Annotated in this window: 25 protein-coding genes; 9 read left to right on the top strand and 16 right to left on the bottom strand. The window is 70.0% G+C overall.

All coding sequences use genetic code 11. From position 1 onward, the window contains the following. Position 1 precedes the first annotated feature (1 nt). From ACN28I_RS13300 to ACN28I_RS13315, 4 genes are read left to right on the top strand one after another with little or no spacing between them, the layout of a single operon-like run. Entirely contained in the window at positions 2-790 is a 789-nt protein-coding gene (locus tag ACN28I_RS13300) for a hypothetical protein (protein ID WP_420942411.1), read from the top strand. Between the two features lie 20 nt (positions 791-810). Then, positions 811-1170 carry a hypothetical protein gene (locus ACN28I_RS13305; RefSeq protein ID WP_420942412.1) on the top strand — a complete coding sequence of 120 codons (360 nt, stop codon included), beginning with the start codon at positions 811-813 and terminating at the stop codon, positions 1168-1170. 1 nt (position 1171) lies between these two features. Beyond that, complete coding sequence (locus ACN28I_RS13310; protein WP_420942413.1) at positions 1172-2461, top strand: caspase family protein; 1290 nt, start codon at positions 1172-1174, stop codon at positions 2459-2461. Continuing rightward, on the top strand, positions 2461-3171 hold the full coding sequence (locus ACN28I_RS13315; protein ID WP_420942414.1) for a hypothetical protein: 711 nt from the start codon (positions 2461-2463) through the stop codon (positions 3169-3171). Before ACN28I_RS13310 ends, ACN28I_RS13315 begins: the two co-directional genes overlap by 1 nt. A 424-nt stretch (positions 3172-3595) precedes the next feature. Here ACN28I_RS13315 and ACN28I_RS13320 read toward each other — a convergent pair whose 3' ends face one another. Next, a complete protein-coding gene (locus ACN28I_RS13320; RefSeq protein ID WP_420942415.1) occupies positions 3596-3742 on the bottom strand; it encodes a hypothetical protein in 147 nt (48 codons plus the stop codon). A gap of 23 nt (positions 3743-3765) precedes the next feature. Here ACN28I_RS13320 and ACN28I_RS13325 point away from each other — a divergent pair, with 23 nt between their 5' ends. Then, positions 3766-5691 carry a hypothetical protein gene (locus ACN28I_RS13325; protein ID WP_420942416.1) on the top strand — a complete coding sequence of 642 codons (1926 nt, stop codon included), beginning with the start codon at positions 3766-3768 and terminating at the stop codon, positions 5689-5691. Between the two features lie 69 nt (positions 5692-5760). On the opposite strand, the gene ACN28I_RS13330 is transcribed toward ACN28I_RS13325, so the two are convergent. The 4 genes from ACN28I_RS13330 to ACN28I_RS13345 form a co-directional block, all read right to left on the bottom strand. After that, positions 5761-6477, bottom strand: a complete 717-nt coding sequence (locus ACN28I_RS13330) for a DNA-binding domain-containing protein (protein WP_420942417.1) — start codon at positions 6475-6477, stop codon at positions 5761-5763. Further along, the gene (locus tag ACN28I_RS13335; protein ID WP_420942418.1) at positions 6474-7322 is read right to left on the bottom strand and encodes a DUF692 domain-containing protein; all 849 of its coding nucleotides are present in this window, start codon (positions 7320-7322) and stop codon (positions 6474-6476) included. The genes ACN28I_RS13330 and ACN28I_RS13335 overlap by 4 nt, the downstream gene beginning before the upstream one ends. Positions 7323-7419: 97 nt before the next feature. After that, positions 7420-7677: a hypothetical protein gene (locus ACN28I_RS13340; protein WP_420942419.1), complete on the bottom strand. Its 258-nt coding sequence runs from the start codon at positions 7675-7677 to the stop codon at positions 7420-7422. Positions 7678-7764: 87 nt separating this feature from the next. After that, positions 7765-9192, bottom strand: coding sequence for a hypothetical protein (locus ACN28I_RS13345; RefSeq protein WP_420942420.1), 1428 nt, complete (start codon positions 9190-9192; stop codon positions 7765-7767). Between the two features lie 352 nt (positions 9193-9544). Here ACN28I_RS13345 and ACN28I_RS13350 point away from each other — a divergent pair, with 352 nt between their 5' ends. The 3 genes from ACN28I_RS13350 to ACN28I_RS13360 all read left to right on the top strand — a co-directional run bounded on the left by ACN28I_RS13350 (position 9545) and on the right by ACN28I_RS13360 (position 13089). Continuing rightward, positions 9545-11095 (top strand): helix-turn-helix domain-containing protein, encoded by a 1551-nt coding sequence (locus ACN28I_RS13350; RefSeq protein WP_420942421.1) that lies wholly within the window; start codon positions 9545-9547, stop codon positions 11093-11095. Positions 11096-11102: 7 nt separating this feature from the next. Further along, a complete protein-coding gene (locus ACN28I_RS13355; protein ID WP_420942422.1) occupies positions 11103-11972 on the top strand; it encodes a tetratricopeptide repeat protein in 870 nt (289 codons plus the stop codon). A gap of 121 nt (positions 11973-12093) precedes the next feature. After that, positions 12094-13089 carry an alpha/beta hydrolase gene (locus ACN28I_RS13360; RefSeq protein ID WP_420942423.1) on the top strand — a complete coding sequence of 332 codons (996 nt, stop codon included), beginning with the start codon at positions 12094-12096 and terminating at the stop codon, positions 13087-13089. Positions 13090-13131: 42 nt separating this feature from the next. Here ACN28I_RS13360 and ACN28I_RS13365 read toward each other — a convergent pair whose 3' ends face one another. The 3 genes from ACN28I_RS13365 to ACN28I_RS13375 form a co-directional block, all read right to left on the bottom strand. After that, positions 13132-13587: a hypothetical protein gene (locus ACN28I_RS13365; RefSeq protein WP_420942424.1), complete on the bottom strand. Its 456-nt coding sequence runs from the start codon at positions 13585-13587 to the stop codon at positions 13132-13134. Continuing rightward, positions 13584-14360 carry a sulfite exporter TauE/SafE family protein gene (locus tag ACN28I_RS13370; protein WP_420942425.1) on the bottom strand — a complete coding sequence of 259 codons (777 nt, stop codon included), beginning with the start codon at positions 14358-14360 and terminating at the stop codon, positions 13584-13586. Before ACN28I_RS13370 ends, ACN28I_RS13365 begins: the two co-directional genes overlap by 4 nt. 99 nt (positions 14361-14459) lie before the next feature. Next, the gene (locus tag ACN28I_RS13375; RefSeq protein ID WP_420948632.1) at positions 14460-15353 is read right to left on the bottom strand and encodes a zinc dependent phospholipase C family protein; all 894 of its coding nucleotides are present in this window, start codon (positions 15351-15353) and stop codon (positions 14460-14462) included. 120 nt (positions 15354-15473) lie between these two features. On the opposite strand from ACN28I_RS13375, the gene ACN28I_RS13380 reads away from it, so the two are divergent. Then, positions 15474-17057, top strand: coding sequence for a leucyl aminopeptidase (locus tag ACN28I_RS13380; protein ID WP_420942426.1), 1584 nt, complete (start codon positions 15474-15476; stop codon positions 17055-17057). A gap of 6 nt (positions 17058-17063) precedes the next feature. Here ACN28I_RS13380 and ACN28I_RS13385 read toward each other — a convergent pair whose 3' ends face one another. From ACN28I_RS13385 to ruvB, 8 genes are all read right to left on the bottom strand, one after another. Then, positions 17064-17672, bottom strand: a complete 609-nt coding sequence (locus ACN28I_RS13385) for a hypothetical protein (RefSeq protein ID WP_420942427.1) — start codon at positions 17670-17672, stop codon at positions 17064-17066. 92 nt (positions 17673-17764) lie between these two features. After that, positions 17765-18490, bottom strand: a complete 726-nt coding sequence (pyrF, locus tag ACN28I_RS13390) for an orotidine-5'-phosphate decarboxylase (protein ID WP_420942428.1) — start codon at positions 18488-18490, stop codon at positions 17765-17767. Continuing rightward, a complete protein-coding gene (locus ACN28I_RS13395) occupies positions 18487-19749 on the bottom strand; it encodes a DUF4388 domain-containing protein (protein ID WP_420942429.1) in 1263 nt (420 codons plus the stop codon). Before ACN28I_RS13395 ends, pyrF begins: the two co-directional genes overlap by 4 nt. A 13-nt stretch (positions 19750-19762) precedes the next feature. Next, on the bottom strand, positions 19763-20848 hold the full coding sequence (locus ACN28I_RS13400; RefSeq protein ID WP_420942430.1) for a thioredoxin domain-containing protein: 1086 nt from the start codon (positions 20846-20848) through the stop codon (positions 19763-19765). A gap of 74 nt (positions 20849-20922) precedes the next feature. Beyond that, the gene (gene lpxC / locus ACN28I_RS13405) at positions 20923-21852 is read right to left on the bottom strand and encodes a UDP-3-O-acyl-N-acetylglucosamine deacetylase (protein WP_420942431.1); all 930 of its coding nucleotides are present in this window, start codon (positions 21850-21852) and stop codon (positions 20923-20925) included. 422 nt (positions 21853-22274) lie between these two features. Next, positions 22275-23435 (bottom strand): hypothetical protein, encoded by a 1161-nt coding sequence (locus ACN28I_RS13410; protein ID WP_420942432.1) that lies wholly within the window; start codon positions 23433-23435, stop codon positions 22275-22277. After that, positions 23347-23766: a hypothetical protein gene (locus ACN28I_RS13415; protein ID WP_420942433.1), complete on the bottom strand. Its 420-nt coding sequence runs from the start codon at positions 23764-23766 to the stop codon at positions 23347-23349. Before ACN28I_RS13415 ends, ACN28I_RS13410 begins: the two co-directional genes overlap by 89 nt. After that, positions 23763-24803 carry a Holliday junction branch migration DNA helicase RuvB gene (gene ruvB, locus ACN28I_RS13420; protein WP_047856636.1) on the bottom strand — a complete coding sequence of 347 codons (1041 nt, stop codon included), beginning with the start codon at positions 24801-24803 and terminating at the stop codon, positions 23763-23765. The genes ACN28I_RS13415 and ruvB overlap by 4 nt, the downstream gene beginning before the upstream one ends. Between the last annotated feature and the right edge of the window lie 50 nt (positions 24804-24853).

A 24853-nucleotide genomic window follows, 5' to 3' on the forward strand; every position in this document is an offset into this window, starting at 1 on the left:
CATGAGACACCTGGATACCGAAGCCTTGCGGGCCCTGAGCGCCGGTGAGCCGGAAGCGGTGGCGTACTTCCGTGAACACCTGGCGCACCCCTGCGAGGACTGCATCGCCTACCTGGCGAAGACGCCCGGCCCCGGGCTGCTCGATGGACGGGTGGACTCCCTGCTGCTCCACCTGGCGCCCGCCCGCCAGGAAGAGCCCCCGCTGGACGAGGTGGGTTTCGCCCGCGTCCGCCGGGGCCTGCGCGGCCCCTCCCCCCAGCCCTGGCGCAAGGTGGCCGCGGCCCTGGCCGTGGCGGCGGGCGTCGCGGGGCTCGTCGTCCTCACCCGTCCCCAGGTGAGGCTGCCCGGGGGCGAGAAGGGCGCCTGGGACGGGGTGAAGGGCGTGGGCCACCTCGCCCTGGAGGCGTCCATGGTGGCCCGGGAGCCGGGCGGAGCGCTGCGCCGGATGGATCCGGGCGCCACCGCCTCGGACGAGGACGTGCTGATGCTGCGCTACCACGCCACCGAGGCGGGCGAGGCCCTCCTCTTCCAGCAACGCGCGGACGCGGCGCCCGAGCTGCTCGGCCGCTTCCCCCTGCTCGCCGGTACCCATGAGCTGGAAGGCCCCCAGGGCATGGTGGGCATCAGCCTCGAGGGCGAGTCCGGTCCCCTCACCTTCTGGCTGCTCGGCTTCGCCTCGGGACAGGTGCCTCCTCCGGAAGAGGTGCGTGAAGCACTCACCCGTGGCGACATGGAAGAGCGCTCCGTATTGGCCATCAACCGGTTCGATCTCCACGTGCGAGGCCATTGAGGGCACAATCCCGTCCCACGGTGAGAGGACTCGTCTTCACGCTCCTGGCGGTGCTCGCGGCCTGCGCGAGTCCGGCCTCGCTCGACAAGGGCGGGAAGGGCGGGCTCGTGTCCGTGAAGGTGGACGAGCGCGCCCTGTCCCAGGCCTATGCGCCCCGGAGGCTGGCCCTGCTGGTGGGCGTGTCGCAGTTCCGGGACGAGCAATGGAGGGACCTGCGCTACGCCTCCAAGGACGCGGAGGACCTGGCGGCGGCGCTGAGGGATCCCACCCGCGGCCATTTCGATCAGGTGCGCGTCCTCTCGCGGCCCGAGGAGACGACCCGGGCCACCATCCTCGCCGCGCTCCGGGAAGCTCCGGCGGCAGGCCACCCGGCCGGATGACGTGGTGGTGGTGTACTTCTCCGCGCACGGCACGCTGGCCCGCGACGGCAAGGGCGAGCTCAAGCGGTACCTCGTCACCACGGACGCCTCGTTCCGGGCGATTCCCCAGACGGCGCTGCCCATGGACGAGCTGAAGTCCGAGTTCGATCTGCTGCCCTCGCGCCGCCGGCTCATGGTGCTGGCCACCTGCCACAGCGGCAGCGGCAAGTCCCTGCTGCCCAAGGAGCTGGAGGCCGAGCTGGCCGGCATCAAGTCCGGCTTCTACGCGCGCCCCCTCGAGGAGTCGAGCCGCGCCTCCATGGTGTTCGCCGCCTGCGACTGGGGCGAGACGGCCCGCGAGGACGAGGGGCTGCGCAACGACATCTACACGCACTTCCTCATCGACGGGCTCAATGGCGCGGCGGACCGCAACTTCGACGGCGCCGTCACCGCCACCGAGGCGCATGACCATGCGCGCCGCCACACCTACGCCTTCACCGAGGGGCGGCAGCGGCCCTCGGCGGAGATCCTCGAGGTGGGAGCGGATCCGGTGGTGCTCTCCGGCCACATCAACCGGACGGGCCGCCCGGAGCTTCTCTCGTACCACCCCCGGTTGGACGGCTTCACGCTGAAGGTGGATGGAGAGACGCGCACGGAGCTGCCCGGAGGCGCCGCGGTGCCGCCGGGCCGGCGCACCGTGGAGCTCACCAAGGGCCACGACGTCCTGATCCGCGAGGTGGTGGACATCGCCGCGGGCGAGCGGCTGCCGCTGGAGCGTCTGCTGGCGGGGACCGTCCCCCGGCGCTCGCTGGCGCTGATGGGCGGCATGTTCTCCTTCGTCGATGCGCGCAGCCGCGACGAGCTGCTGCCCGCCTCGCCGGAGCTGGCGCTGGTGCTGCGGCTGGAGGAGCGCCCGCTGCCGGACCTGAGCCTCGTCTTCGACCTGAGTGGCGGCCGGGGCCGGCGGAGCCTCCGCCTGGCGCCCGGCGCCTCCGTGCCCTTCACCTACACCTCGCTGTCACTGGGGGCCGCGGTGCCCTACACGTGGCGGTGGGAGCGGCTCTCGCTCTACGCGGGCCCGCGTGTGGCCGCTCTGTACCTCCAGCGGTCCTTCCAGACGGAGGCCTTCACCGGAGGGCAGCATTACTTCACCTTCAGCCCCGGCGTGGTGGGTGGCGTGGTGTGGCGGCTGGGCGAGCGGCTGGAGTTGGCCGCGCAGACGCAGCTCATGGTGACGTACGTGGTGGTGGATGGGCAGGGACAGGCCGTGGGTTTCTCCGGCGGATGGGCCGGAGTGGGGTACCGCTTCTGATGCGCCAGAGCACCTACAACGTGATGATGGCCCTCGCTTTCGCCCTCATCGCGGGCGCATGCGGGGGATTCGACAACACTCCCTTCCGGACGGGCACCGTCCGGGGCCACCTCACCGAGGCCGACCCCGCGGTGGCCCTGGTGTCGCTGGTGGGCGACCCGGACGTGCGGAGCCCCGTGGCCGCGAACGGCACCTTCGTGCTGGAGGGGGTGCCGGCCGGCCCCGTGGAGCTCTTCATCGTGGCCTCCGCGGACACGGCGGTGCGCCTGCCGGTGGTGGTGCCCGGAGGCGGCTCGGCGAGCGTGCAGAACGTGGTGCCCCGCGCGGCCGGCTTCCTGGAGCTGCGGGTGCGGGGACCCGCGCGCCAGCCGGTGGAGAACGGGCAGGTGTCCGTGACGGGCACCCCCTTCCAGCAGCAGCGGCTCGACGAGGAGGGACGCCTGCGGGTGGGTCCCCTTCCCGAGGGCTGCTACACCCTGGAGACCTCCGTCAACGGCTTCCCCGTGAAGAAGACGCAAGCCTGCGTCGTGGAGAACGAGACCACGGAAGTGAAGATCCAGCTCCCCGGGACGGGCGAGGACGTGGACCGCCTGATGCGCGGCTGTGTCTCCACCGGCTGTGGGCGCGGCAACCATTGCGTCTCGAGCAACCAGTGCGCCCCGGGCCTCTCCTGCCGGGACGAGCGGTGCCAGGCCCCCGGCGCGCCCTGACTTCTCGAAAATTGGGAAACCCCGTGACGTCCGCAACCCCGTTGCGGCCGCGTTTCAAGCTTGTGTTGTGGATGGATGCCCTCCAGGGCAGCGCGCCAGGAAGCCCGCGCCAGACGTCAGAAACGGAGTTACGCTAGCGGGCCATGTGGAAGAAAACCTGGCTCCTCGGCATCTTGATGGCAGCGACCGCGCTGTTCGGCTGTTCCTCCTGCGGCGGCCCCACCCCCGGTGGACCCGACGCCGGTAACACGGCGGACGGCGGGCTCAGTGGCGGAGGGGATGGAGGCGGCGGAGCGGATGGAGGCGACACCGACGGTGGCGATGGCAGCCCCACGATTGGCGCGCTGGCCATCACCCCCATCAAGCCGCTGCTCACCGTCACGGGCAGCACCGGGGTGTCGCAGGGCTTCACCGTCATCGGCACCTACTCCGACGGACACACGGAGGACGTGACGAGCCGGGCCACCTTCAGCATCGACGACACGCGGCTGGGCACCTTCCTCGGCGCGAACTTCACCTCGAGCGCCACCGTGGGCGGCACCAGCTTCGTGCGCGCCCGCATTGGCACCACGTCCGTCTCCACCGAGCCGCACGGTGAAGCTGAATCAGAAGGTGTCGGACCCCACGGTGCCCAGCGGCGGCTCCCCCGTGCCCCCCAACCCGGACGGCCGCTTCGGCGGGGCGGTGGATGCCACCATCAAGCCGCAGATCGTCTACCCCAACCACGGCGTCATGGTGCCGCCCAACCTGGGGCAGTTGGAGATCCACTTCCTCTCGGGGGCCAGCACCAACACGCTCTTCGAGCTGCAGTTCTCCAACACCATCACCGACGTGCGCGTCTACCTGCGCTGCTACCTGCCCAGCGGCTTCACGCCGCCCACGGGCGCGGTGCCGGCGGGACAGAGTGGCTGCATCTACACGCCCGAGGAGAAGGTGTGGAAGTTCCTGGCCGAGAGCAACCGCGGTGGCCAGCCGGTGCGCCTCATCGTGCGCGCCACGGACGACTCGGGCTCGGGCAAGGTGGGCGTCTCCGATCCCATCTCCCTCCAGTTCGCCCGCGCCGAGATCAAGGGCGCCCTCTACTACTGGACGACGTCCGGTGGCACCGGCGTGATGCGCTATGACTTCGCCGGGACCGGCGCCGCGACCGCCACGCCCGTGCTCCGGGCCAGCAACGTCAACACCAGCGTCGCCTGCGTGGGTTGCCATGCGCTGAGCCGCAACGGCAAGAAGCTGGTGGCCGAGGTCAACGGCCAGAACGACGGCCGGCTCGCCCTGGTGGACCTGGCCAGCTTCAACTCCGCCACGGACAAGGTGAACCTGGCGCAGAGTGGCACGAAGCTGAGCAACTTCGAGTCCTGGAACCCGGACGGCACGAAGTTCGTCGGCGCCTACGCCGACAGCGGCGCCACCACCTACAACCTGAAGCTCTTCAGCGGCACGGACGCGGCCTACGAGGGGGACATCCCCAACACCGGCAGCAACACCAACCCGGCCAACCACCCTGACTGGAGCGCGGACGGCAAGACGATCGCCTTCATGTCCATGGGGCGCGCCGGGACGAACCAGCGCAGCTACAAGGGCGCCATCAAGATGGTGACGGAGAAGACGGGCGGCTGGAACGAGCCGGTGACGATCGTTCCGTCGCAGACGGGCGTGAACCGCTACTACCCGGCCATCGCGCCCGACAGCACCTTCCTCGTCTACAACGAGTCCAACTGCCCCACGCCCACCACCGAGACGAACATCGACTGCAACGGGGACACCGACCCGTCCGCGAAGCTGTGGGCCGCGAAGCTGGAGGCCAACGCGACGCCGGTGGAGCTGGCCAATGCCAACAAGGGCGGCGTGATGGACAAGGGCGAGACGAAGCTGACCAACAGCTACCCGAAGTGGAGCCCCTTCGTGACGCGCGGCAACGCCGGCGACACCAGCCGGCTCATGTGGGTGACGTTCTCCTCCTCGCGCAAGTACGGCCTGCGTCAGCCCGTCACGGCCACGGGCGAGAACCCCTGGGGCACCCTGCTGTGGATGGCGGCGGTGGACCCGGACAAGGTGGGCTCGGGAGATCCGTCCTACGCGGCCTTCGCGCTGCCCTTCCAGGACATCAACACCTCCAACCACATCGCCCAGTGGGCCAGCTACTTCGTGAGCAACGGGTGCCTCACCGAGAGCGAGGGCGGGTGCGGTGCGAACGGCGCCACCTGCTGCAACGGCCTGCAGTGCGTGCAGCTCAACCAGGATCCGCCCATCCCCTGTGACGTGGCGGGCGCCTGCGTGTGCCAGGCGATTCCCCAGTGCGCGCCGTCCTTCGAGGAGTGCTCGGCCGCGGCGCCCTGCTGCGAAGGGCTGCGCTGCCTGGACAACGCCACCGGCGCCGACTGCTCGGGCGGAAGCTGCACCTGCACCCCGCCGTGCTCCGGCATCGGTCAGGCCTGCGGCGGCGCCTCCGCCTGCTGCGATGGTCTGAAGTGCGTGACCGGTACGAGCGGCAGCACCTGCCAGGTCGACATCCGGTAGTCGTACCGGCTCCGGTGAATGCCGGAGCCGCTTCAACCCGCCGGGCGGTAGCCGCCGCCCGGTGGGGCTTCACGGCGACAGGACGAGGCCGTCCGCCACGCAGGAGTCCACCGCGGCGCGGATGTCGGCCTCGGCCACGCCGGTGGCCGCCGAGACCCGCGGCGGCGTCAGTCCCTCCACCGCCATCTTCAACGCCAGCAGCGAGCGGTCGTTCGCGGCCAGGAACATCGTCACCAGCCGCTCCGGGTGACGCCACAGCAGCGCCATCTCCTGCCCCGGCTCCGGCACTCCCCTCCCCTGCCGCCGCACGTACGCGCAGAGCTGGAAGGGGTGCTCCAGCACCGCCAGCGTCGGGTTCACCGTCAGCCGCTCCACCCGCTCCGGCACCGGCTCCATCGACGCGTACACCGCGAAGTCCGTCCACTCGAAGCGCGCCAGCGCCGGCAGGAAGTCCGGCAGCCCGCGCCGTGCCGCCTCGTCCGCGAGGAAGCCGGGGAAGCCCTCGCCCAGCCCGTTCATCTCGAAGGGCCGCGAGGGACGCGAGGCCTCGTACGCCCGCACCAGCTCCGCCCACACCGCCTCGTCCACGCCCGCGCGCGTCAGCGGGTAGAGCTTCTCCAACGTGGACGTCACGTGGTGGCGCACCATCTGCCCGTAGAGCGCCACCCGCGAGCGTGGCGCGTCCCAGCCCGGGTGCGCCGTGTACAGCCGCTCCAGCGCGTCCTCGCCCGGCCGGGTGAGGTACTGCTCCATCGAGTCGAAGAAGCCGCGCAGCCCCGGTTTCATCGCGCCACCGCCTGCGCCAGCACCGCGCGTGCCCGGTCCGCTTCGTCCAGCACCGCCTCCAGCGAGGGGATGTCCTGGTCCCACTCCAGCAGCGTCGACACCGGCCCCGTGCGCTCGAGCACGTAGCGGTACAGCGACCACACCTCGTCGCAAACCGGCGCCCCGTGCGTGTCGATGAGCACGTCCGGCCGCTCCTCGTGGCCCGCCAGGTGGATCTGCACCACCCGCTCCAGGGGCAACGCGTCCACGAAGGCCCTCGGGTCATAGCCGTGGTTGCGCGCGTTCACGTACACGTTGTTCACGTCCAGCAGCAGGCCGCAGTCCGCCTCCTCGGCCACGTGCCGCAGGAAGGCCGCCTCGTCCAGGGTGCCCCCCGGCATGCGCGCGTAGTAGCTCGGGTTCTCCAGCAGGAAGGGCCGGCCCACCCGCTCCTTCACCTCGCGCACCCGCGGCACCACGTGCTCCACCGCCTCCTCCGAGAAGGGCAGCGGCAGCAGATCATGCAGGTACGCCCCGCCCAACCGCGAGAAGCAGAGGTGGTCCGAGAAGAAGGGCGCGTCCACCCGCTCCACCAGCGCCTTCAGCCGCGAGAGGTAGTCCTCGTCGAGCGGCTCCGGCCCGCCGATGTTCAGCGCCACCCCGTGCGGCAGCACCGGCCAGCGATCCACACACGCATCCAGCGCGCGCTGCGAACGGCCTCCGAGGGTGAGGAAGTTCTCGGGGATGATCTCCACCCAGTCCAGGGCGCGGGAGGTCTCCGGGAGCCGCGAATAGAACTCGCGCCGCAACCCGATGCCCGCCCCGAGCGGCTTCAGCCCATGTCTGCGCGCGTAGCTCACCAGCAACCCTCCAGAAGAAACACGGCCCGGAAAAGACACGGGCGGCGGGAAGAGGCTCCCCAGCCGCCCGGAAGACAACCCCCGGTACCCCGGGGGCTATTCGTTACTGGGGCTTGGCGCCACCGCAGCCGCCGGCGCCGCACTTGTGCTCGCCACCCTTCTCCTCGGTGGTGGTGGCCTTCTGGCCACTGCACTGGGACTCGGCGCCCTTCTCCTCGGTGGTGGCCGCGGTGCCCTTGCAGGACGCCTCGGCGCCCTTCTCCTCGGAGGCGGCGGCCGCGGGCTTCGCGGTCGCACAGCCGGTGGCGAGCGTGCCGAGGGACAGGGTTCCAACGATGGCGGCCATGGTCTTGATGTTCATGGTGTGTCCTTTCACTGCGTGGGTTGAACGTCCGCGAGGAGCTCGCGCCCTGTTATACGCACGACGAAAGGAGCCGTTACAGACCTCTCATCGCGGAGCCATCAGGGAATCCCGCAGCGGGTTGTCATGGCCGTCGCCCAACCTGACTCCGTCCGGCGAGGACTCCACACCGAGCGCTTCCAACAGAGGCGCCTGCGCGGCCAGAGCGGGCCGGTCCAGGTGGCGCCACAGCACTTTCCAGAAGAGGGGCCGGCCAGCGATGGCGTCCACCGCCGCTCCGAAGTCGTCGAAAGTCGCAACCGGGCCGGACTCGGCGAGCCGCTCGAGCACATCATCGAGGCAGCGCGTGTTGCCGGTGGCGCGGCGCAGCGCCACGTCCAGGTGCAGGGCGACGAGCGCGCCCGTCCAATAGGTGCCCAGGTAGGAATCGCCCCGGGTGACGACGTCATGCATCGTCCGCGAGCCCACGGCGCGGCGCGCCCGCGCGAAGCCGGCCACCAACTCCATCCACGCGCGCTCCGGCGTCTGCCTGCCCGAGCGCGCCCGCGCCAGCTCCGTGTAGTAGGTGGCGAGCCCCTCGGACAGCCACGCGACGCGCGGGAGGATGGGCGGGTGCGCCAGGTGGAGCAGCTCGTGCACGGCCACCCAGTCGCGCGTGAAGGAGGCCGGCGCGGCGTCCTGGCCCACCAGCAGCGAGATGCTCGGCGGAGAGCTCCACAGCACCATGCCGAAGGGCACGGGCTCCTCGCTTCCCGGCACCGCGACGAGGCGCACGGTGACGCGGGGGTACGGGAAGGAGCGCCGCACCGTCAGCACCTCACGGGCGGACTGCTCCAGCCACGCACAGAGGGCCGCGTCGTCCATGAGGGACATGCGGCCGAGCACCGCCACCTCCACCTCCCCGCCCGGCAGGCGCACCGTGCACCGCCGTCCGCCGAAGCCGTGGAAGCCCGAGTTCACCAGGTCATCGCCCCGCAGCCGGTAGACCCCGCGCGCGTCCGGCTCCCAGGGCAGCAGCGCCTCCACCCCGTCCACCACGAGCTCCGCGCGCAGCTCCGGCGTCACCGTGCGCGGGCGCACCAGCCAGGCCCGGCCCGCGACATGCCACGCGTCGCCCTCGCCCATGCCGGTGAAGAAGCCCGCGTGCCTCCCGCGGGGACTCGCCTCCAACGGGTAGCGGTAGCGCACCGAGCGCGTCCGCGGCGGGACGAGGACGCCGCCATCGGAGCGCACCGGCAGCTCCCGCTCCGAGCCATCCTCCCCGAAGGCGAGCACCCGATCGACTCCGCCGGGCTGGGTGAAGAGGAAGTCACGCGGCGCCCCCTCCCCTCCCAGGAGGACTCCCACCTCCAGCGCATGCTGGGGCGCTCGGACATAGGTGACGTGGTAGCGCAGGGCCCGCGGCTCCTCGCGGGAAGGCAGCGGGCGCACGCCTGCTGACGGGACACAGGAGCACAGCGCCCAGCACAGGGCGGCCAGTGCCACGAGGGGGAAACCCGGCCGGGACGGAGACATGGCGTACGTCTCCCATGCCACGGGGGCGCCCGGCCAGCGCTCGGGTCTCCTGCCCCACACCCAACCCTCCGGCCATTCCCAGCGTCAGTAAACCGTGCGGGTAAAATTTTGACTATGAGCGTGTTGTCCTACAGTACAGGTCGCAGATCGACCTACCAAACCCTGTAAAATCAACGCTTTACCCAGTGCAGAACACGCCGGGACGTCCTCCGGGGCCCCCCAGGGTTCCCTTGAAGACAAGGCCGGTTGCTCCCGAAAACGTTTATTGCAAATCGGTAAACGCCTCCGCACAGTGGCCGTGTCGGAGGGACCGGGTACTGGGAGTGACACCACCCCTCCAGGACACGCAGAGATGAACGAGAACGCACTCAACGCGAACGTGGGCCTGAAGCTGCGCAGTCTGAGGCTCGCGCGGAACATCAAGCAGACGGACGCGGCCAAGGACCTGGGGGTCTCCCCGGCGTACCTGAACCTCATCGAGAAGGGCAAACGGGTGATGCCCTTCCCGCTGCTCTGGAAGGCCCTGCGCTACTTCGATCAGGACCCCGAGCAGTTCATGTCCACGCTCGGCGAGGGCCGGGTGGACGAGGCGCTCGCGAAGCTCCTGGACGAGCCGCTCCTCAAGAGCCTCGACATCGATCCGGAGTCCCTGCAGAGCCTGTCGGCCGAGCCGAAGCTGGCGGGCACGGTGGCGGCGCTCTTCAACCTCTACAAGAACACGCGCACGCAACTGGAGAACGTGCTGGCGCAGCTCAACGCCGAGGAGCGGGCGCGCACGCAGGCCGCTCCGGGCAGCGCGTCCGGACCGGGCCTGCGCTTCGACTACTCGCCCTTCGACGAGGTGAGCGACTTCCTCCAGACGCACCACAACTACTTCCCCGAGCTGGAGGAGCAGGCCGAGGCGCTGCGGCGCGACTTCAAGATGGGCCGCCTGCTCACCAGCCAGCAGTTGGTGCCGCTGATCGAGGAGCGCTTCGGCTACCGCGTGCGCTTCGAGTCCGCGGCCAGCGGCTCCTCGGTGGTGCGCCGGTTCGATCCGGAGACCCAGGAGCTCATCCTCTCGCCGGATCTCACCGAGCAGCCGCTCAAGTTCCAGCTCGCCGCGTCCATCGGCCTCATGGTGTTGGACAAGGAGAAGCTGGTGGAGCGCATTGTCGGCGCGATGCGCACGCGGCACGCGGAGACGCAGCGGCTCATCAAGGTGAACCTGGCCAACTACTTCGCCGGGGCGCTGATGCTGCCCTACGGGGACTTCTTCAAGGAGGTGGAGCGCACGCGCTACGACGTGGAGCTGCTCTCCAACCTCTTCGGCACCACGTACGAGACGGTGGCCCACCGGCTGTGCAACCTCTCGGACCCCAAGCGCAAGGGCCTGCCCTTCCACTTCCTGCGCTCGGACATCGCCGGCAACATCTCCAAGCGCTACAGCGGCACCGGCATCAAGTTCGCCACGGGCGGCGGCTCGTGCGGCAAGTGGGCCGTGCACCTGGCCTTCCTCAACCCGTCTCAAATCACCCGGCAGTACTCGATGATGCCGGACGGCACCTCGTACTTCTGCTTCGCCAAGGTGCAGCTCCAGCCCATTGAGGGCTCCATCGTGCGCGGCACGGCCTACTCCATCGGCCTGGGCACGCACGCGGAGAACGCCAAGTACCTGGCGTACGGGCTGCCCACCACGGATCTGCGCAAGGACGCGGTGCCCAGCGGCATCTCCTGCCGCTTCTGCGAGCGCACCGACTGCAACCAGCGCGCGGCCGCCAGCTACCGCTTCGCCTTCTCCTTCGACGAATACACCAAGAAGGATTGCTTCTTCTCGCCCCTGCTGGTGCACGAGGCCGGGCGCAATGGTGCGGATTCGCTGGACAAGCCGCCGCGTCGACGCAACAAGGGCGAGGAGCACTGAGCCCCCCATGAGCCTGACCGATTCCGAACGCGCCCACATCCAGGAAGCCCTGCAGAACCAGCGCAACGCGCTCGCCGTGACGCGCATCACCGGAGACCCGGCGGAGATCGGCAAGGGGCTGGTGCACCTGGCCGAGCTGCACGGCATGCTCGAGGATCATGCGGAGAGCCGCCGCCACTACGAGGAGGCGCTGGGCTACTTCGAGACGGCCGGGGACAAGCACGGCCAGGCGCAGGTGCTCTTCGGCCTGGGCGTGGTGAGCGCCAACTTCGAGGATCACCGGCGCGCCATCGAGCACATCGCCGGGGCCACGGCGCTCTTCAACGAGCTGAAGGATCAGGAGAACGAGGCGCTGTGCCGGGCGGCCATCGGCGAGTCGCTGCGCTCGATGGGGCAGGCCAAGGGCGCCGAGGAGAAGTACCAGGAGGCGCTGCTGCTGTACCGGCAGGCGAAGAACGGGCCGCGCATCGCCCAGTTGCTGCTGGACATCGGCGACATCCGCATGGAGGTGGGCGAGTACGAGGCGGCGCGCAAGCGCTTCTCCGAGGCGCTCCCCCTGCTGGAGAAGGAAGGCGACCCGGAGCCCCTGGCGCTGTGCCGGCTGCTGCTGGGCGAGGCCGAGGGCCTGCTGGGCAACCATGACGCCGCGCGTCCCCACCTCGTGGAAGCCGCGGAGCTGTACGAGCAGCTCCACGATCATGCCTACGAGGCGCGGGCCCGGTGGGACCTGAGCATCGCGTGCACCTTCGTGCAGGACTGGAAGGCCGCGCGCGCCGCGCTCAAGGCGGTGATTCCCCTCTTCGAGGAGCAGGGACGCGCCGACGACGTGGCCAAGGCCCGGAAGGTCCTGGCCCACTTCGACTCGCGCGGGGTGTGAGAGCCCGTGAAATCAAACAAAACGCGGAAATCTGGCGTTCATTGAGGTATCCTCCCAGGGGTCACGCCGCACCATCCACGAGGGATGGCCCACGGGCGGCGTACGGGGAAGAGACCTCCATATGGACACCACATCGACCGGAAGCCGGAAGCTGAGCCGTCGCCATTTCCTCGCGGGTACCGCCGGAGCCGCCTCCGCCAGCGCGTTCGGCGGCATGCTCACCGCCCCCTCGACGGCGAGCGCCGCGTGGGATGGGTACGGGCTGCGGATCGTCGAGCGGAACGAGAACGGCGGGCGGCTCCAGTACTACCGCTTCGCCACCAGTGCCATCGGCTGGAATCCGGCCGTCAACGTCCTGCTGCCAGACGGCTACCACACGAGCGGCAAGCGCTACCCGGTGCTCTACCTGCTCCACGGCGGGGCGGAGGACTTCCGGACGTTCCACATGCACCACAACATCATCGGCCTGACCGCCGGCCGGGACCTCATCGTGGTCATGCCGGACGCGGCCACGGGCTGGTACTCGAACCCGGTCAGCAGCAACGCCGGGGCGCGCAACTGGGAGACCTTCCACATGGCCCAGTTGCTTCCCTGGATCGACGCGAACTTCCGCACCTTCCCCGAGTACAACGGCCGCGCTGTCGCCGGGTTCTCCATGGGCGGCTTCGGCGCGTTGAAGTACACCGCCAAGTACTACGGTCACTTCTGCTCGGTGAGCGCCCACTCCGGCCCGGCCAGCCTGCGCCGTGATTTCGGCCTGGTCGTGCACTGGGCCAACGCCAGCTCCTCGGCCGTGGAGCTGGGCGGCGGTACGGTCTACGGAGCCCCGCTCTGGGACGAGGCGCGGGTCAGCGCCGACAACCCGATGCAGCGCATCGAGAGCTACCGGAACAAGCGCATCTTCCTGGTCGCGGGGACGTCGCCCGATCCGGTCAACTGGTTCGACACCGTCAACGAAACCCAGGTGCTGGCCGGCCAGCGGGAGTTCCGGGCGGCGCTGGCCGGGGCCGGCATCCCGCACGAGTGGCGCGAGGAGCCGGGCGGCCATTTCTTCCGGCAGTATGTCTTCACCCAGGATCTCAACGGGATGCTCGGGCGGCTGCGCCGCGCGGGCTGAGGGTTCGCGGCGCGGCGCCGTCATCCCTGTCCAGCGCCTTCTTCAGGCGTGGAGTCCCGCGCCCACCGCCACCGCGAGCAGTCCCAGCACCCCCGCGGCGTAGAGGGCGTACTTCCACTCGCCGCGGATGCCCAGGGTGGTGCCCGCCACCACCAGGCGCACCACGGGGGTCACCAGCAGGGCCGAGGCCGCGCCCTTGCGCAGCACGTCGATGGCCACGTGCACGGTCTCGGATTGGGGCAGGAACTCCAGCGCCAGTGAGGCGAGGAAGAGCCCTCCGCTGCACGTGGCGCCGACCCGGAGCAGCCGGGAGATCCACTGCTCGCCCGCCTCCGCGCGCTTGACGTGGGCCGGGGTGAGCTCCACTCCTGGCACCACGGGGGCCGCGGAGGCCGCGGAGACCCTTCGAGGCAGTGGAGGCGGCACCTTCGCCCGGACGGCGTTCTCCAGATTCACGGGAATGGCCCCCGTCACCACGGAGGATGCACTCGTCGTCATTTCGGCATGCTCGGCCACAGTCCCTCCCCTCCCTTCCACAGCATCTGCGTTGCCACCACCAGCAACACCAGAGCGAACAACCGCCTCAGCACCGAGGTGGGGACGCGCGGCATCAACCGGCACCCCACGGACGCGCCCGCCAGCACTCCCACCACCAGCGGCGCCACCAGGTCGAGCTTCACGTGCCCGCGCCAGGCATAGGCGGCCACGCTCGCCGCCCCCGTCACGCCGATCATGAGGTTGCTGGTGGCGCTGGCCACCTTGAAGGGCACCCCCATGCCGTAGCTCATCAGGGGCACCTTGAGCGGACCGCCACCCACCCCCAGCAGCGCCGACAGGCTCCCGGCCACGAATGAGCCGGAGATGCCCAGCGGGAAGTTGGTGGGCACGTAGTCCTCCACGTGCTGCTCCGGCGGCGGGCTCGCCAGCAGCATCTGCGCCGACACGTAGAGGGTGAAGAGCCCGAAGACCAGGGCCACCCACGCCGGCGCCAGCAGGCCCGCCACCAGCCCTCCGACGATGGCCCCCATCACCGTGGCCAGCTCCAGCGTCAGCCCCAGGCGGATGTCACTGAGCCGGCGCTCCACGTAGCTGGCCGCCGCCCCGCAGGAGCTGGCCACCACGCACATGAGGCTCGCGGGGACGGCATCCTCCAGCGGCACGTGGAAGCCCAGGACCAGCGTGGGGACGAGGATGACCCCTCCACCTACACCCAGCAGTGCGCCCGTGAGTCCCGCGAGGACACCGGCGGATATCAAGAGGAGAAGCGTCATACCCACGAAGAGGATAGGGGCCGCCTTGCCGATCGGATAGCGGCATTCCCCTTGACCGCCGAGGCTCGATCGGCCGGTTGCTCTTCGTGCAGGGAACGCTTATGCGGCGCATGCACCAATGGTGCCCTCGGGGAACTCCTCGAGGAACCGCGCGCGGGCCCGCGGCGTGAAGATGCCGCGTGCCATGTACGCCAGCAGACGCCGCAACACCGCGCGGGCCTGTTCCACCGAGGACTCCACCTCGGCGGCGAAGTCGAATCCGTCGTTGCGGTACAGCTCCTGGAAACTGAGCTGCGACCAGGCAGGCAGCGCCCGCATCCGCCCCAGGGGACTGGAGAGGTACAACCCCGCCAGGTAGAGGCCGCGCGCCCACCCGTCGAGCTGTTGTTTGGTGGGCGCTTCCTGCAGCGTCTCCTGCGAGGCCAGCCGCACCAGCTCGTAGATGCCGCGGCCGATGCCCTTCACCGGGAAGCCGGCGCTCTTGGTCACCTCGAACTTCGCGCGCAGACGCGGGCTGCCCACCAGATCCACCCCGTGCAGCTCGCGCAGGTAGAAGAGCGTCTGCGTCCATTCAATCTGCCGGTGCGCCGCGAGCGCGTGCTCGCCCTGGCGCCGGTGACGGATCACCAGGTTGTCCACCCGTGGATGGAGCGTCCGGTCCAGGGACAGGTGCGTGAAGTAGCCGGCCAGCAGCGCCAGCCCGGCCTCGGTGCCCACCAGGGCTCCGGCGGCCACCAGCTCGGCCATCTTCAGGCCCATGCCCACGGGCGCCTTCTCATGGTACAGCCGCGCGAAGTGGGGCCAGTCCTGCCCCGAGTAGCAGGCGCTCAGCCCGCCCCGGACGCCTTCACACAGGGGGAGATCCGGCAGCGCCGCGCCGAAGCGCGCATAGGCCAGATCCTCGGACAGGGCGCGGACGAAGTCCTCGGGCAGGTCTCCCGGGTTGGCCGCCAATCGTTCGATCGCCGTGAGGTGCAGCAGCAACGAGGGCATGGCCACGGACGTAGTCATCTCGAGGCGTCCATGCAATGACGGAACGGTCGAGCGTTCTTGCCTGAAACATTCGCGGCGCTACAGTCGCGACCCCTCATTTCTCAGGAGCCCGTGTCCCTCATGAACTTCAGTTTCATCTCCGGCGAGGCCGCCCGCGCGAGCGGTGAGCTGCTCGTGATTCCCCTCTTCGAAGGCGAGACCGGGGACAAGCCGGCCGCGCTGGTGGCCGGTGCCGACACCGCGCTGGGGGGCCGGCTGCTCACCGCCGCCACCCAGGAGGGCTTCAAGGGCAAGGCCGAGCAGACCTTCGTGATGCACGTGCACGGCAAGCTCGAGGCCGAGCGCGTGCTGCTGCTGGGCCTGGGCTCGCGCAACAAGTACAACCCCGAGGTGCTGCGCCTGGCCGCGGGCCGTGCCGCGAAGACGGCCCAGCGCCTCAAGGTGCGCACGCTCGTCTTCTCCGTGCCCGAGACGCAGGACACCCTCGCCGCCCTGCGCGCCGTGGTGGAGGGCCTGGAGCTGGGCGCCTACCGCTTCGAGCGCTACAAGTCCTCGGCCAAGGAAGAGAAGAACGCGCCCAGGCTGACCACGGTGCGGCTGGCGCTGCCCGGCGGCGTGGACAAGACGAAGGAGCACGAGCAGGCGGTGGCGCTCGCGCAGCGCGTGGGTGAGGCCACCAACTGGGCGCGCGACCTGGTCAACGAGCCCCCCAACGTCGTCAACCCCGAGGCGCTCGCCCGGGCCGCGCAGGACATGGCGCGCGAGGCGGGCATCAAGGTCACCGTGGGCGGCCGCAAGGAGATCGAGCGGCTGAAGATGGGGATGTTCCTCGGGGTGGCGCAGGGCAGCATCAACGAGCCCAAGCTCATCCACATCGAGTACACGCCGAAGAACGCGAAGCAGGCGAAGAACGCCCCGGTGGCGCTGGTGGGCAAGGCCATCACCTTCGACTCGGGAGGCCTGTCGCTCAAGCCCACCGACTCCATGGTGGAGATGAAGACGGACATGGCCGGCTCGGCCGCGGTGCTGGGCGCCATGAAGGTCATCGCCTCCCTCAAGCCGCCCTTCCCCGTGCACGCCTTCATCGGCGCCTGCGAGAACATGCCCTCGGGCACCTCGTACCGGCCCAGCGACATCCTCACCTCGCGCCTGGGCAAGACGGTGGAGATCACCAACACGGACGCCGAGGGCCGCCTGGTGCTCGGTGACGTGATGACGTGGGCCACCGAGCACAAGCCGGCGGTGCTCATCGACCTGGCCACGCTCACCGGCGCGTGCGTCATCGCCCTGGGCAACTACATCGTGGGCGCCTTCGGCGAGCACGACGGCGCGGTGAACGACGTGCTGGAGGCGGCGCGCACGGCGGGCGAGGAGATGTGGCGCCTGCCGGTGACCGAGCTGCAGAAGGACGTGCTGCGCTCGGAGGTGGCGGACATGAAGAACTCCGGCGAGCGCTGGGGCGGAGCCATCAACGCCGCGCTCTTCCTCAAGGAGTTCGTCGGAGACACGCCGTGGGTGCACCTGGACATCGCCGGCCCGTCGGTGAGCCCCAAGGAGCGGGGCTACCTGGGCAAGGGCGGCACGGGCGTGGGCGTGCGCACGCTGGTGGAGTACGTGCGGCGCCGCGCCAGCCAGCAGGAGGCGAGCGAGGCCACCGAGGCCCCCGCCTCCAAGCCGGCGCGCGGCGGTAAGTCGAAGGCCTGAGCGGGCTCAGACCTGCTCGGGCGCGATGGGCAGCGGGCGGACGCTCTCGAAGAGGGCGTTCACCGTCTGCGGCACCTCGTCCGGCGCGGTGGCCGGCCACGTGGCGAGCATCATGAAGACGTGGCCGGCGCTGCCATCGCGCACCACCACCCGGCCGCGCACGTTGTCGCCCACGCTGAAGTGGAAGCCCACGGCGCTGTCGGACATGGGCAGCGGCTCGGGCTCGCTGGTGACGAAGCCGGGCTGGCTGCGCAGGCCCAGCGTCAGGCGCTCGGCGAACTGGGCGGGCGTGGCCACCGCGGGCGCCACCTGCAGCACCACCTGCGCGCCGCTGGTGCGGTGGCGCAGGACGACGGGAATGGCGAGCCCCTCGGGCGTCTGCTCGTCCGTCTCATCCAACTGCCAGTCGCCCCCAGGCTGGATGAGCTCGAAGCCCATCGCCTGGTGCACGTAGCGCCGGGAGTCCAGCTCCTCGGAGGCCATGGACTGCTCCCGGGCCGACACACCGGAACCACCCGTCCCCAGCTCGGAGGGCTCACGCACCGCCTGCTTCGCCCCGCTGCACGCCGTGCACAGCGCGAGCAAGCCCCACCCCAACAACCGCCTTGCGTTCATTTGTGCTCCCCCGACCAGATGACCTTGGGAGCAACCTGGGGACGGGGGCGAGGGGCGGCCAGGGGGGCAGTCAAAACCCGAAACGGCCGATGTCAGGCGGTGGAAACTTCCTCGGCGATGGAACGCGCGGCGCTCAACGGATCAGCCGCGGTGTGGATGGGACGTCCCACCACGAGCAGATCCGCGCCCGCACGCACCGCGAAGGCGGGCGTCTCCGCGCGGTTCTGGTCCCCCCTGGCCGCGCCCGCGGGGCGGATGCCGGGGGTGCAGAGGAAGGGCGCGGGGCCGAGCTCGCGGCGGAAGGCCTCGGCCTCCCGGGGCGAGCACACCAGCCCGTCCACGCCCGCGCCCACGGCCAGCTTCGCCAGCCGCAGCGCCGCCGCGTCCGGAGCGCCGGAGAGGCCCACCGCCGTCACGTCCTCGGCGGACATGGAGGTGAGCACCGTCACCGCGAGCACCCGGGGCGCCTCGTGGCCCCTGGCCCGGGCGCCCTCGCGAGCGCCCTTCACGGCGGCCTTCAGCATGGCCTCGCCCCCGGCGGCGTGCACGGTGAGCAGGGACACGCCCAGGGCCCCGGCGCGCGCGGCCGCCAGCTCCACGGTGTTGGGAATGTCGTGCAGCTTCAGGTCGAGGAAGATCTTCGCGCCCAGCTTCTGGAAGGCGGCCACGGCGGGAGGGCCGTGCTCGACGAAGAGGGACAGGCCCACCTTGGCGTAGCCCACGTGGGGCGCCACCTGCTGGTAGAGGCGCAGGCCGTCATCCAGCGGGAGATCCGCGGCGAGCGCGAGCTTGTTCCGCGCCTGGGAAGCGTCCGTCACGAGAGTCCCTCCTGGAGCTCGCGGTAGCTGCGGTAGAGCCGCTCGGACATCTCGCCCGGCAGCACGTTGCGCGCGGAGAAGAGCGCGTAGGAGACGAAGGCGTCGAGCGCCTCGAGCGTCATGGCGCGAGCCAGCGCCTCGCCGCCACCGGCGACGTTCTGGCGGATGCGCGCCACGTCCACCCGGCCGTCCGGGGCGAGCGACACGCCCTCATAGGCGGACTCCAGGCCCTGCTGGGGCGACTCGAGGAAGTCGCGCATCAGGTCCGGGTTGGCGCCCGCCAGCCGCAGCGCGGTGTGGATCTGCGCGAGCAGCGTGTTGAAGCGATCCTCGGGGCCGAGCGGCGCCACGGGCGGCGGGGGCACCGCCAGGAAGGTGCCGGAGGCCCGCCGGGGCATGGGCGCCGAGGTGCTCGTCTGCTGGAGCAGGAGCGCTCCATCCCGCGTGCGCTCCTCCACCCAGGTGAGGAAGGAGAAGAGGCTGCCCTCCCAGACGGAGCGCAGCGCGCCCAGCGTGGTGCCATTCGCCGCGGTGGCGAAGAGGGCCTCCTCGCCGGGAGGGGGCGATTCGGGGCCGGCCACCACGTGCGTGTCGTCCGGGAAGTGCTTGCGCAGCCGGGCCACCACCTCGCCGCGCTTCATCCCCTGCAGGACGAGATCCCGGGTGCGCTCCTGCAACTTCACCGAGTCGCCCTCGGGCGGACGCCCCTCGAGGAAGAGGAAGCTGCCCTCGGACATCTCGAAGAGGTTGAGCATCACCTCGCGCACCAGGTACGTCATGGCGCTGTAGAGGTTGGCCTCGGAGAGGTACCCCTCGCGGGTGAGCACCGCGCCGATGCGCAGGGTGGGCGTCACCTTGCCGAGCGCCTGGTGCAACTGCTCCGGGGTGACGAGGCCGAGCTGCACCACCACGGCGCCGAGCCGCTCATGGTGCACGCTGGAGACGGCGAAGATGGGCTGCCCGTCGCGGAAGCTGACGGTGCGCTGCACCAGGCCGTGCTGGAGGATGAGCTGGCCGCTGCGGATGCCCGACAGCACGTGGCCGAGCACATCCTCCACGGACAGCGAGCTGAGGCTGCCTGCGAAGAAGCCGGTGAGCGCGGCGGGCTCCCGCAACAGCACCATCCCCTCGGGCGAATGGAAGTGCGCCACGAGGGGACGGCCGGGGGAGAGGTTGGCGGCGAGGGGGCGCTCCAGCTCGAGCGCCCCCGGCTCACCGCTCACCCCGACGCGAGGCGTGGCCTTGGGGCGTGGTGCCACGCGGAACGGTCCCTTACTTCTGCGGCTGGAGTTCGGCGTCGATGACGCTCTTGAACTCCTCGAAGGGCTGGGCGCCGGAGAGCAGGATGCCGTTGATGAAGAAGGCCGGGGTACCGCTCACGCCCACCTTCTTGCCGTCCGCCAGGTCGGCCTGGACGATGGAGGCCTTCTCACCGGAGTCCAGGCACTTGTCGAACTTGCCGGTGTCCAGGCCGATCTGCTTCGCGTAGCCCTTGAGCGCGGGCACCTCGAGCGCCTTCTGGTTGGCGAAGAGCGTGTCGTGCATCTCCCAGAACTTGCCCTGGTCCCCGGCGCACAGCGCGGCCTCGGAGGCCTTGGGCGCCTGCTGGTGGAAATCCAGCGGGAAGTGGCGGAACACCAGCCGGACCTGGTTGGGGTAGGCCTTCATGACCTGATCCACCGTCTCGTTGGCGCGGCTGCAGAACGGGCACTGGAAGTCGCTGAACTCCACGATGGTGATGGGCGCGCCCTCGGGGCCCTTGGAGGCGCCCGTGGCGGCCACCGTCTTGCGCTCCACCGGCGGCTTGGGCGGCTCGGGCAGGGTGATCTGCACGTTGGCCGTCTTCTTCAGCTCGTTGAAGTACTCGCGCGCGCGCTCCTGCTTCTTGGAGCCCGTGAGGAAGTCGACGATCTGCGGCTTCACCTGCTCATAGGGGGTGCCCGGGGGCAGCCGATCCTTGGCCTCGTCGTACAGCTTCTTGATCTCCGCCTCGGGCGGCTGCGGGATCTTGTCGTCGACCTCCGCCTTGATGAGCTGCTCCTCGGTCAGGTTGCGCTTCTTGGCCTCGGCCTGAACCAGCCGCTCCACCACGAAGCCTTCGATGCCCTGCTTGCGAAGCTGGAACTTCTGCTTCTCGAGGTTGGCCAGCGGCTCCTTGATGCGTTCGTTGAGCTCGCCGAAGGTGATCTTCTGACCGTCACCGAAGGTGGCCACCACGGTGTCCGGCGTGGGCTCGGCAGAGGTGGTGGGCGAGGTCGCCGTGGCGGCCGCGGCCGGAGCCTTCTCCTTGTTGCAGCCGGAGAAGAGGGTGGCCGCCACGAGAGCGGCCAGAAGGGTGGAAGTGGAGCGCATGAGCATGGGTACGGGTCCTTAATCGAGAAAACCCCGGACTCGCAAAGAAATTTCTCATGCCCTCCGGGGGCCGCTTCTTGTCAGGCCACCAGCGGTTCGAGGCTGAGCTCCGGCAGGCGCAGCTCGGGCAGTTCCAGGTGCTTGCGCGCCGGGACGATCTCGTAGCTGGAGGGGTCCGCCAGCACGGCCTTCACCAGCTTCTGGTTGAGCGCATGGCCCGTCTTGAAGGCCTTGAGGTGGCCCACCACCGGGCGGCCGAACAGGGAGATGTCCCCCACGGCGTCCAGGATCTTGTGGCGCACGAACTCGTCCGGGAAGCGCAGGCCGTCCGGGTTGAGGATGGAGAACTCGTCCACCACGATGGCGTTGTCCAGCGAGCCGCCGCGGGCCAGGCCCATCTTCTTGAGCATCTCCACGTCCCGGAGGAAGCCGAAGGTGCGCGCGCGGGAGATCTCCCGGTGGAAGCACCGGTCGGAGAACTCCATGTCGTAGGACTGCTCGGTGATGAGCGGGTGCTTGAAGTCGACGGTGCAGGAGATGCGGAAGCGGTTGGACGGCGAGAAGCTCGCCTCCTTGTCACCGTCCACCACGGAGACCGTCTTCTTGATGACGAGCAGGCGGCGGGGCTCCTCCTGCTCGCGCACGCCGGCCTCGGCGATGAGGGCGGCGAAGGGCGCGGCGCTGCCGTCCATGATGGGCACCTCGGGCCCGTCCAGCTCCACGCGCACGTTGTCCAGCCCCATGCCGGCCAGCGCCGACATCAGGTGCTCCACCGTGCTCACCTTCACGCCGTCCTTGCCCAGGGTGGTGGCCAGCGACGTGTCCACCACGTACTCGGTGAGGGCGGGGATGGAGACCGGGCGCGGCATGTCCGTCCGCACGAACATGATGCCGTGGTTCACCGGCGCCGGCAGCAACGAGAGGTTCACCGGCGCGCCGGAGTGGAGCCCCACGCCCTGGCAACGGACGGGGTGCGAAAGGGTGCGCTGGTTGTACGAGGTGTAAGCCATGATCGGTGTCGCCTCTGAATCGATGCGGGTGCTGCTCTGCCCCGCCCCTCTCGGGGACGGGCCCGTCCAATGTTCACTGCCCATCTGACGCGCCGCGTATCGATGCAAACCACACGCCACTGAACCCACACCCGGGAGGAAGACCGACGGGGTCCCCTGGGAGCCCCAAGTGTTGGAATCCACTGGAGTTTTTGGCTGGTTCGCCAGGGGGACCGAAACCACCAGCCACCCTTCCCCCCTCGACTCGCTGTGCACCTACCCCGTCACCGTGACAAATGTGTCCGAACTTCCACAGGCCGCGCTCCGTCAGGGCGCGTCATTGACGCGACCCAATAACGCAAGCGGATGCCTGGAATCAAACGGTTGACGAACGAATCCGTGACGCCAGGAGTACTTACGGTGACGGATTCACGACAGCGGCGTCACCGGGTGGCGGCGAGGAAGCGGTCGCGCAGCAGCTCCGCCTCGGCCCGGTCGAAGTTGAAACCCCGGAGCTGGGCGCGGCGGCTGACGGCGGCGAAGGTGTTCTCCAGCACCATGGAGAAGGCGCGGAGATCCTCGATGAGGCGGGTGCGGACGGCGGGGCCCTCGGGGGGCCAGGGCAGCTCGGTGAGGAGCGCGCTGAACCGGTCGAAGGCCTCGTAATCCACGTAGCGCAGCAACTGGTAGCTGCCGTCCTGGAAGTAGCCGAGGAAGGCCACGATGCTGGAGATGACGGCCTCGGCGGAGGTGACGTCGTCGTTGCGCAGGTGCCCCTCCGCGGCGCGGCAGAGCTGGGAGAAGACCCACAGGTCCTTGCGCAGGCGCTCGGCGGCCTCCATGGGCGAGGCGAGCTGCTCGAAGGGGGCCTCGCCCGCGGCGGCGCCAGGAGAAAGGGCCTCGGTGAGGGCCACCACCTGGGTCTGGAAGAGCTGGGTGAAGGAGTAGGAGGCGCGGGCGGCGGCGGCGCGGTCCCGGTCCAGCTCCACGAGCACGTCCTTGGCGATGCGCTCCGTCTCGCGGGCGATGTCACGGGCGGCGCGCAGGCACGCGGCCTGGAGGGGCTTGGGGCCGGCCTTGGGGGCCAGCTCGTTCTTCAGGAAGCCCACGAGGCTGAGCGCCTCGCTGCGCACCAGGGCGAGCAGCACGCGCACCCGGCGGGGGATGGGGCCCTGCGTGTCCTGGCTCACGTAGGCCAGACAGTGCAGCAGGCGGAACAGGCCCAGGTAGGCGGTGGTGAAGAGGGGCCGCGTCTCCGCCGGCACCGTGGAGAGCAGCGACAGCAGGCGCACCGAGCGCAGCCGGTCATACTCCAGGCGGAATTCATTGAGACGGAAGGGCCGGAAGTAGCGGTTGAGGACGATTTCCCGCAGGACGAGGTTGCCCACGTCGTTGAAGAGGCTCAGCCCGCACACCGGAAGCTGCAGCAGGTGATCGATGAGGTTGCGCAGCGACTCGAAGGACTGGCGCAGGACGAAGAGGCTCTCCTGGGGCGTCTCCTGGTCCAGCTCGCCTTCAATCCGCGAGCGGCGCGTGTTGTCGTCGGCGAGCTGCGTCTCGACGTAGCGGCGGAACTGGAGCTTCTGGTCCGAGTCCGGGTCCAACAGGTGCCGGGCGAGGCGGATGGCCTGGCTGAGGGTGGCGCGGACGTCCTTGAGCCTCCTCGCGGAAGTCGCGGGAGACGAGCGGCTTGTCCTGGGGATCGATGACACCGTTGTCGTGGAGCTGGACGTAGCGCTCCATGCCGCGCAGGAGCATCTCGAACTCGAAGAGCAGCTCCTCGCGGGCCTCCACGGGCAGGGCACGCAGCCAGCGCTCGCGCTCGGTGAGGAAACCGGCGCGGTTGCCTTGCGAGGCGCGGACGAGATCCTCGTAGAAGTCACGGGGAACGCGGGACATGGGAGGCGGCGGGACGGCGGTGGCGGTGGTGCTCACCAGAGGGACCCCTGCCCACCCGAGGTGGGCGCCTTCTTGTTGAAATAGCTGTACGCGTGGTGCGTGGCGGTGCGGCCGCGCGGCGTGCGCTGGAGGAAGCCTTCCTGGAGGAGGAAGGGCTCGTACACGTCCTCGATGGTATCGCGCTGCTCGCCCACGGCGGCGGCGATGGTCTCCACGCCCACCGGGCCCCCACCGAACTTCTCGAGGATGGTGAGGAGGATTTTGCGGTCCATCGCGTCCAGGCCGGAGGCGTCCACGCCCAGGCGGGTGAGGGCCGTGGAGGCCAGCTCCTGGGTGATGCTGCCATCGCCCTCGACCTGGGCGAAGTCGCGCAGGCGGCGCAGCAGCCGGTTGGCGATGCGGGGCGTGCCGCGGGCGCGGGTGGCGATCTCCCGGGAGCCGTCCCGGTCCAGCTTCACCCCGAGGATGCGCGCCGAGCGGTTGAGGATGAGCTCCAGGTGCTTGGGCTCGTAGTACTCGAGCCGCTCCTGAATCTGGAAGCGGTCGCGCAGCGGCGAGGTGAGGAGGCCGGTGCGGGTGGTGGCGCCGATGAGGGTGAAGGGCGGCAGATCGATCTTCATCGCCCGGGCGGCGGGGCCGGTGTCGATGGTGATGTCCAGCCGGAAGTCCTCCATGGCCGGGTAGAGGTACTCCTCGATGGCGGCGTTGAGGCGGTGGACCTCGTCGATGAAGAGGATGTCGCGCTCGTTGAGGTTGGTGAGGAGGCCGGCCAGGTCGCCCTTGCGCTCGAGGGCGGGGCCGCTGGTGACGTGGATGCCCACGCCCAGCTCGTTGGCCATGATGTAGGCCAGCGACGTCTTGCCCAGACCCGGGGGGCCGGAGAAGAGACAGTGGTCGAGCGCCTCGCCGCGGCTCTTGGCCGCCTGGACGTACACCTTGAGCTTCTCGACGACGGCGCTCTGGCCCACGTACTCGTCGAACGAGCGCGGACGGAGGGAGGCCTCGACGCGGACCTCGTCGTTGAGTGCCTCCTCGGAGAGTGTGTCGTCGGATTTCCGCTTCGCCTTCGCCATACCCCTCGTTCCTCTGCCGTCACCCTACCAGAACGGCCCCGGTGTCGCGG

Origin of the sequence: Archangium gephyra (assembly GCF_049060025.1) — a bacterium.
In the GTDB taxonomy this organism is placed as follows: domain Bacteria; phylum Myxococcota; class Myxococcia; order Myxococcales; family Myxococcaceae; genus Archangium; species Archangium gephyra_A.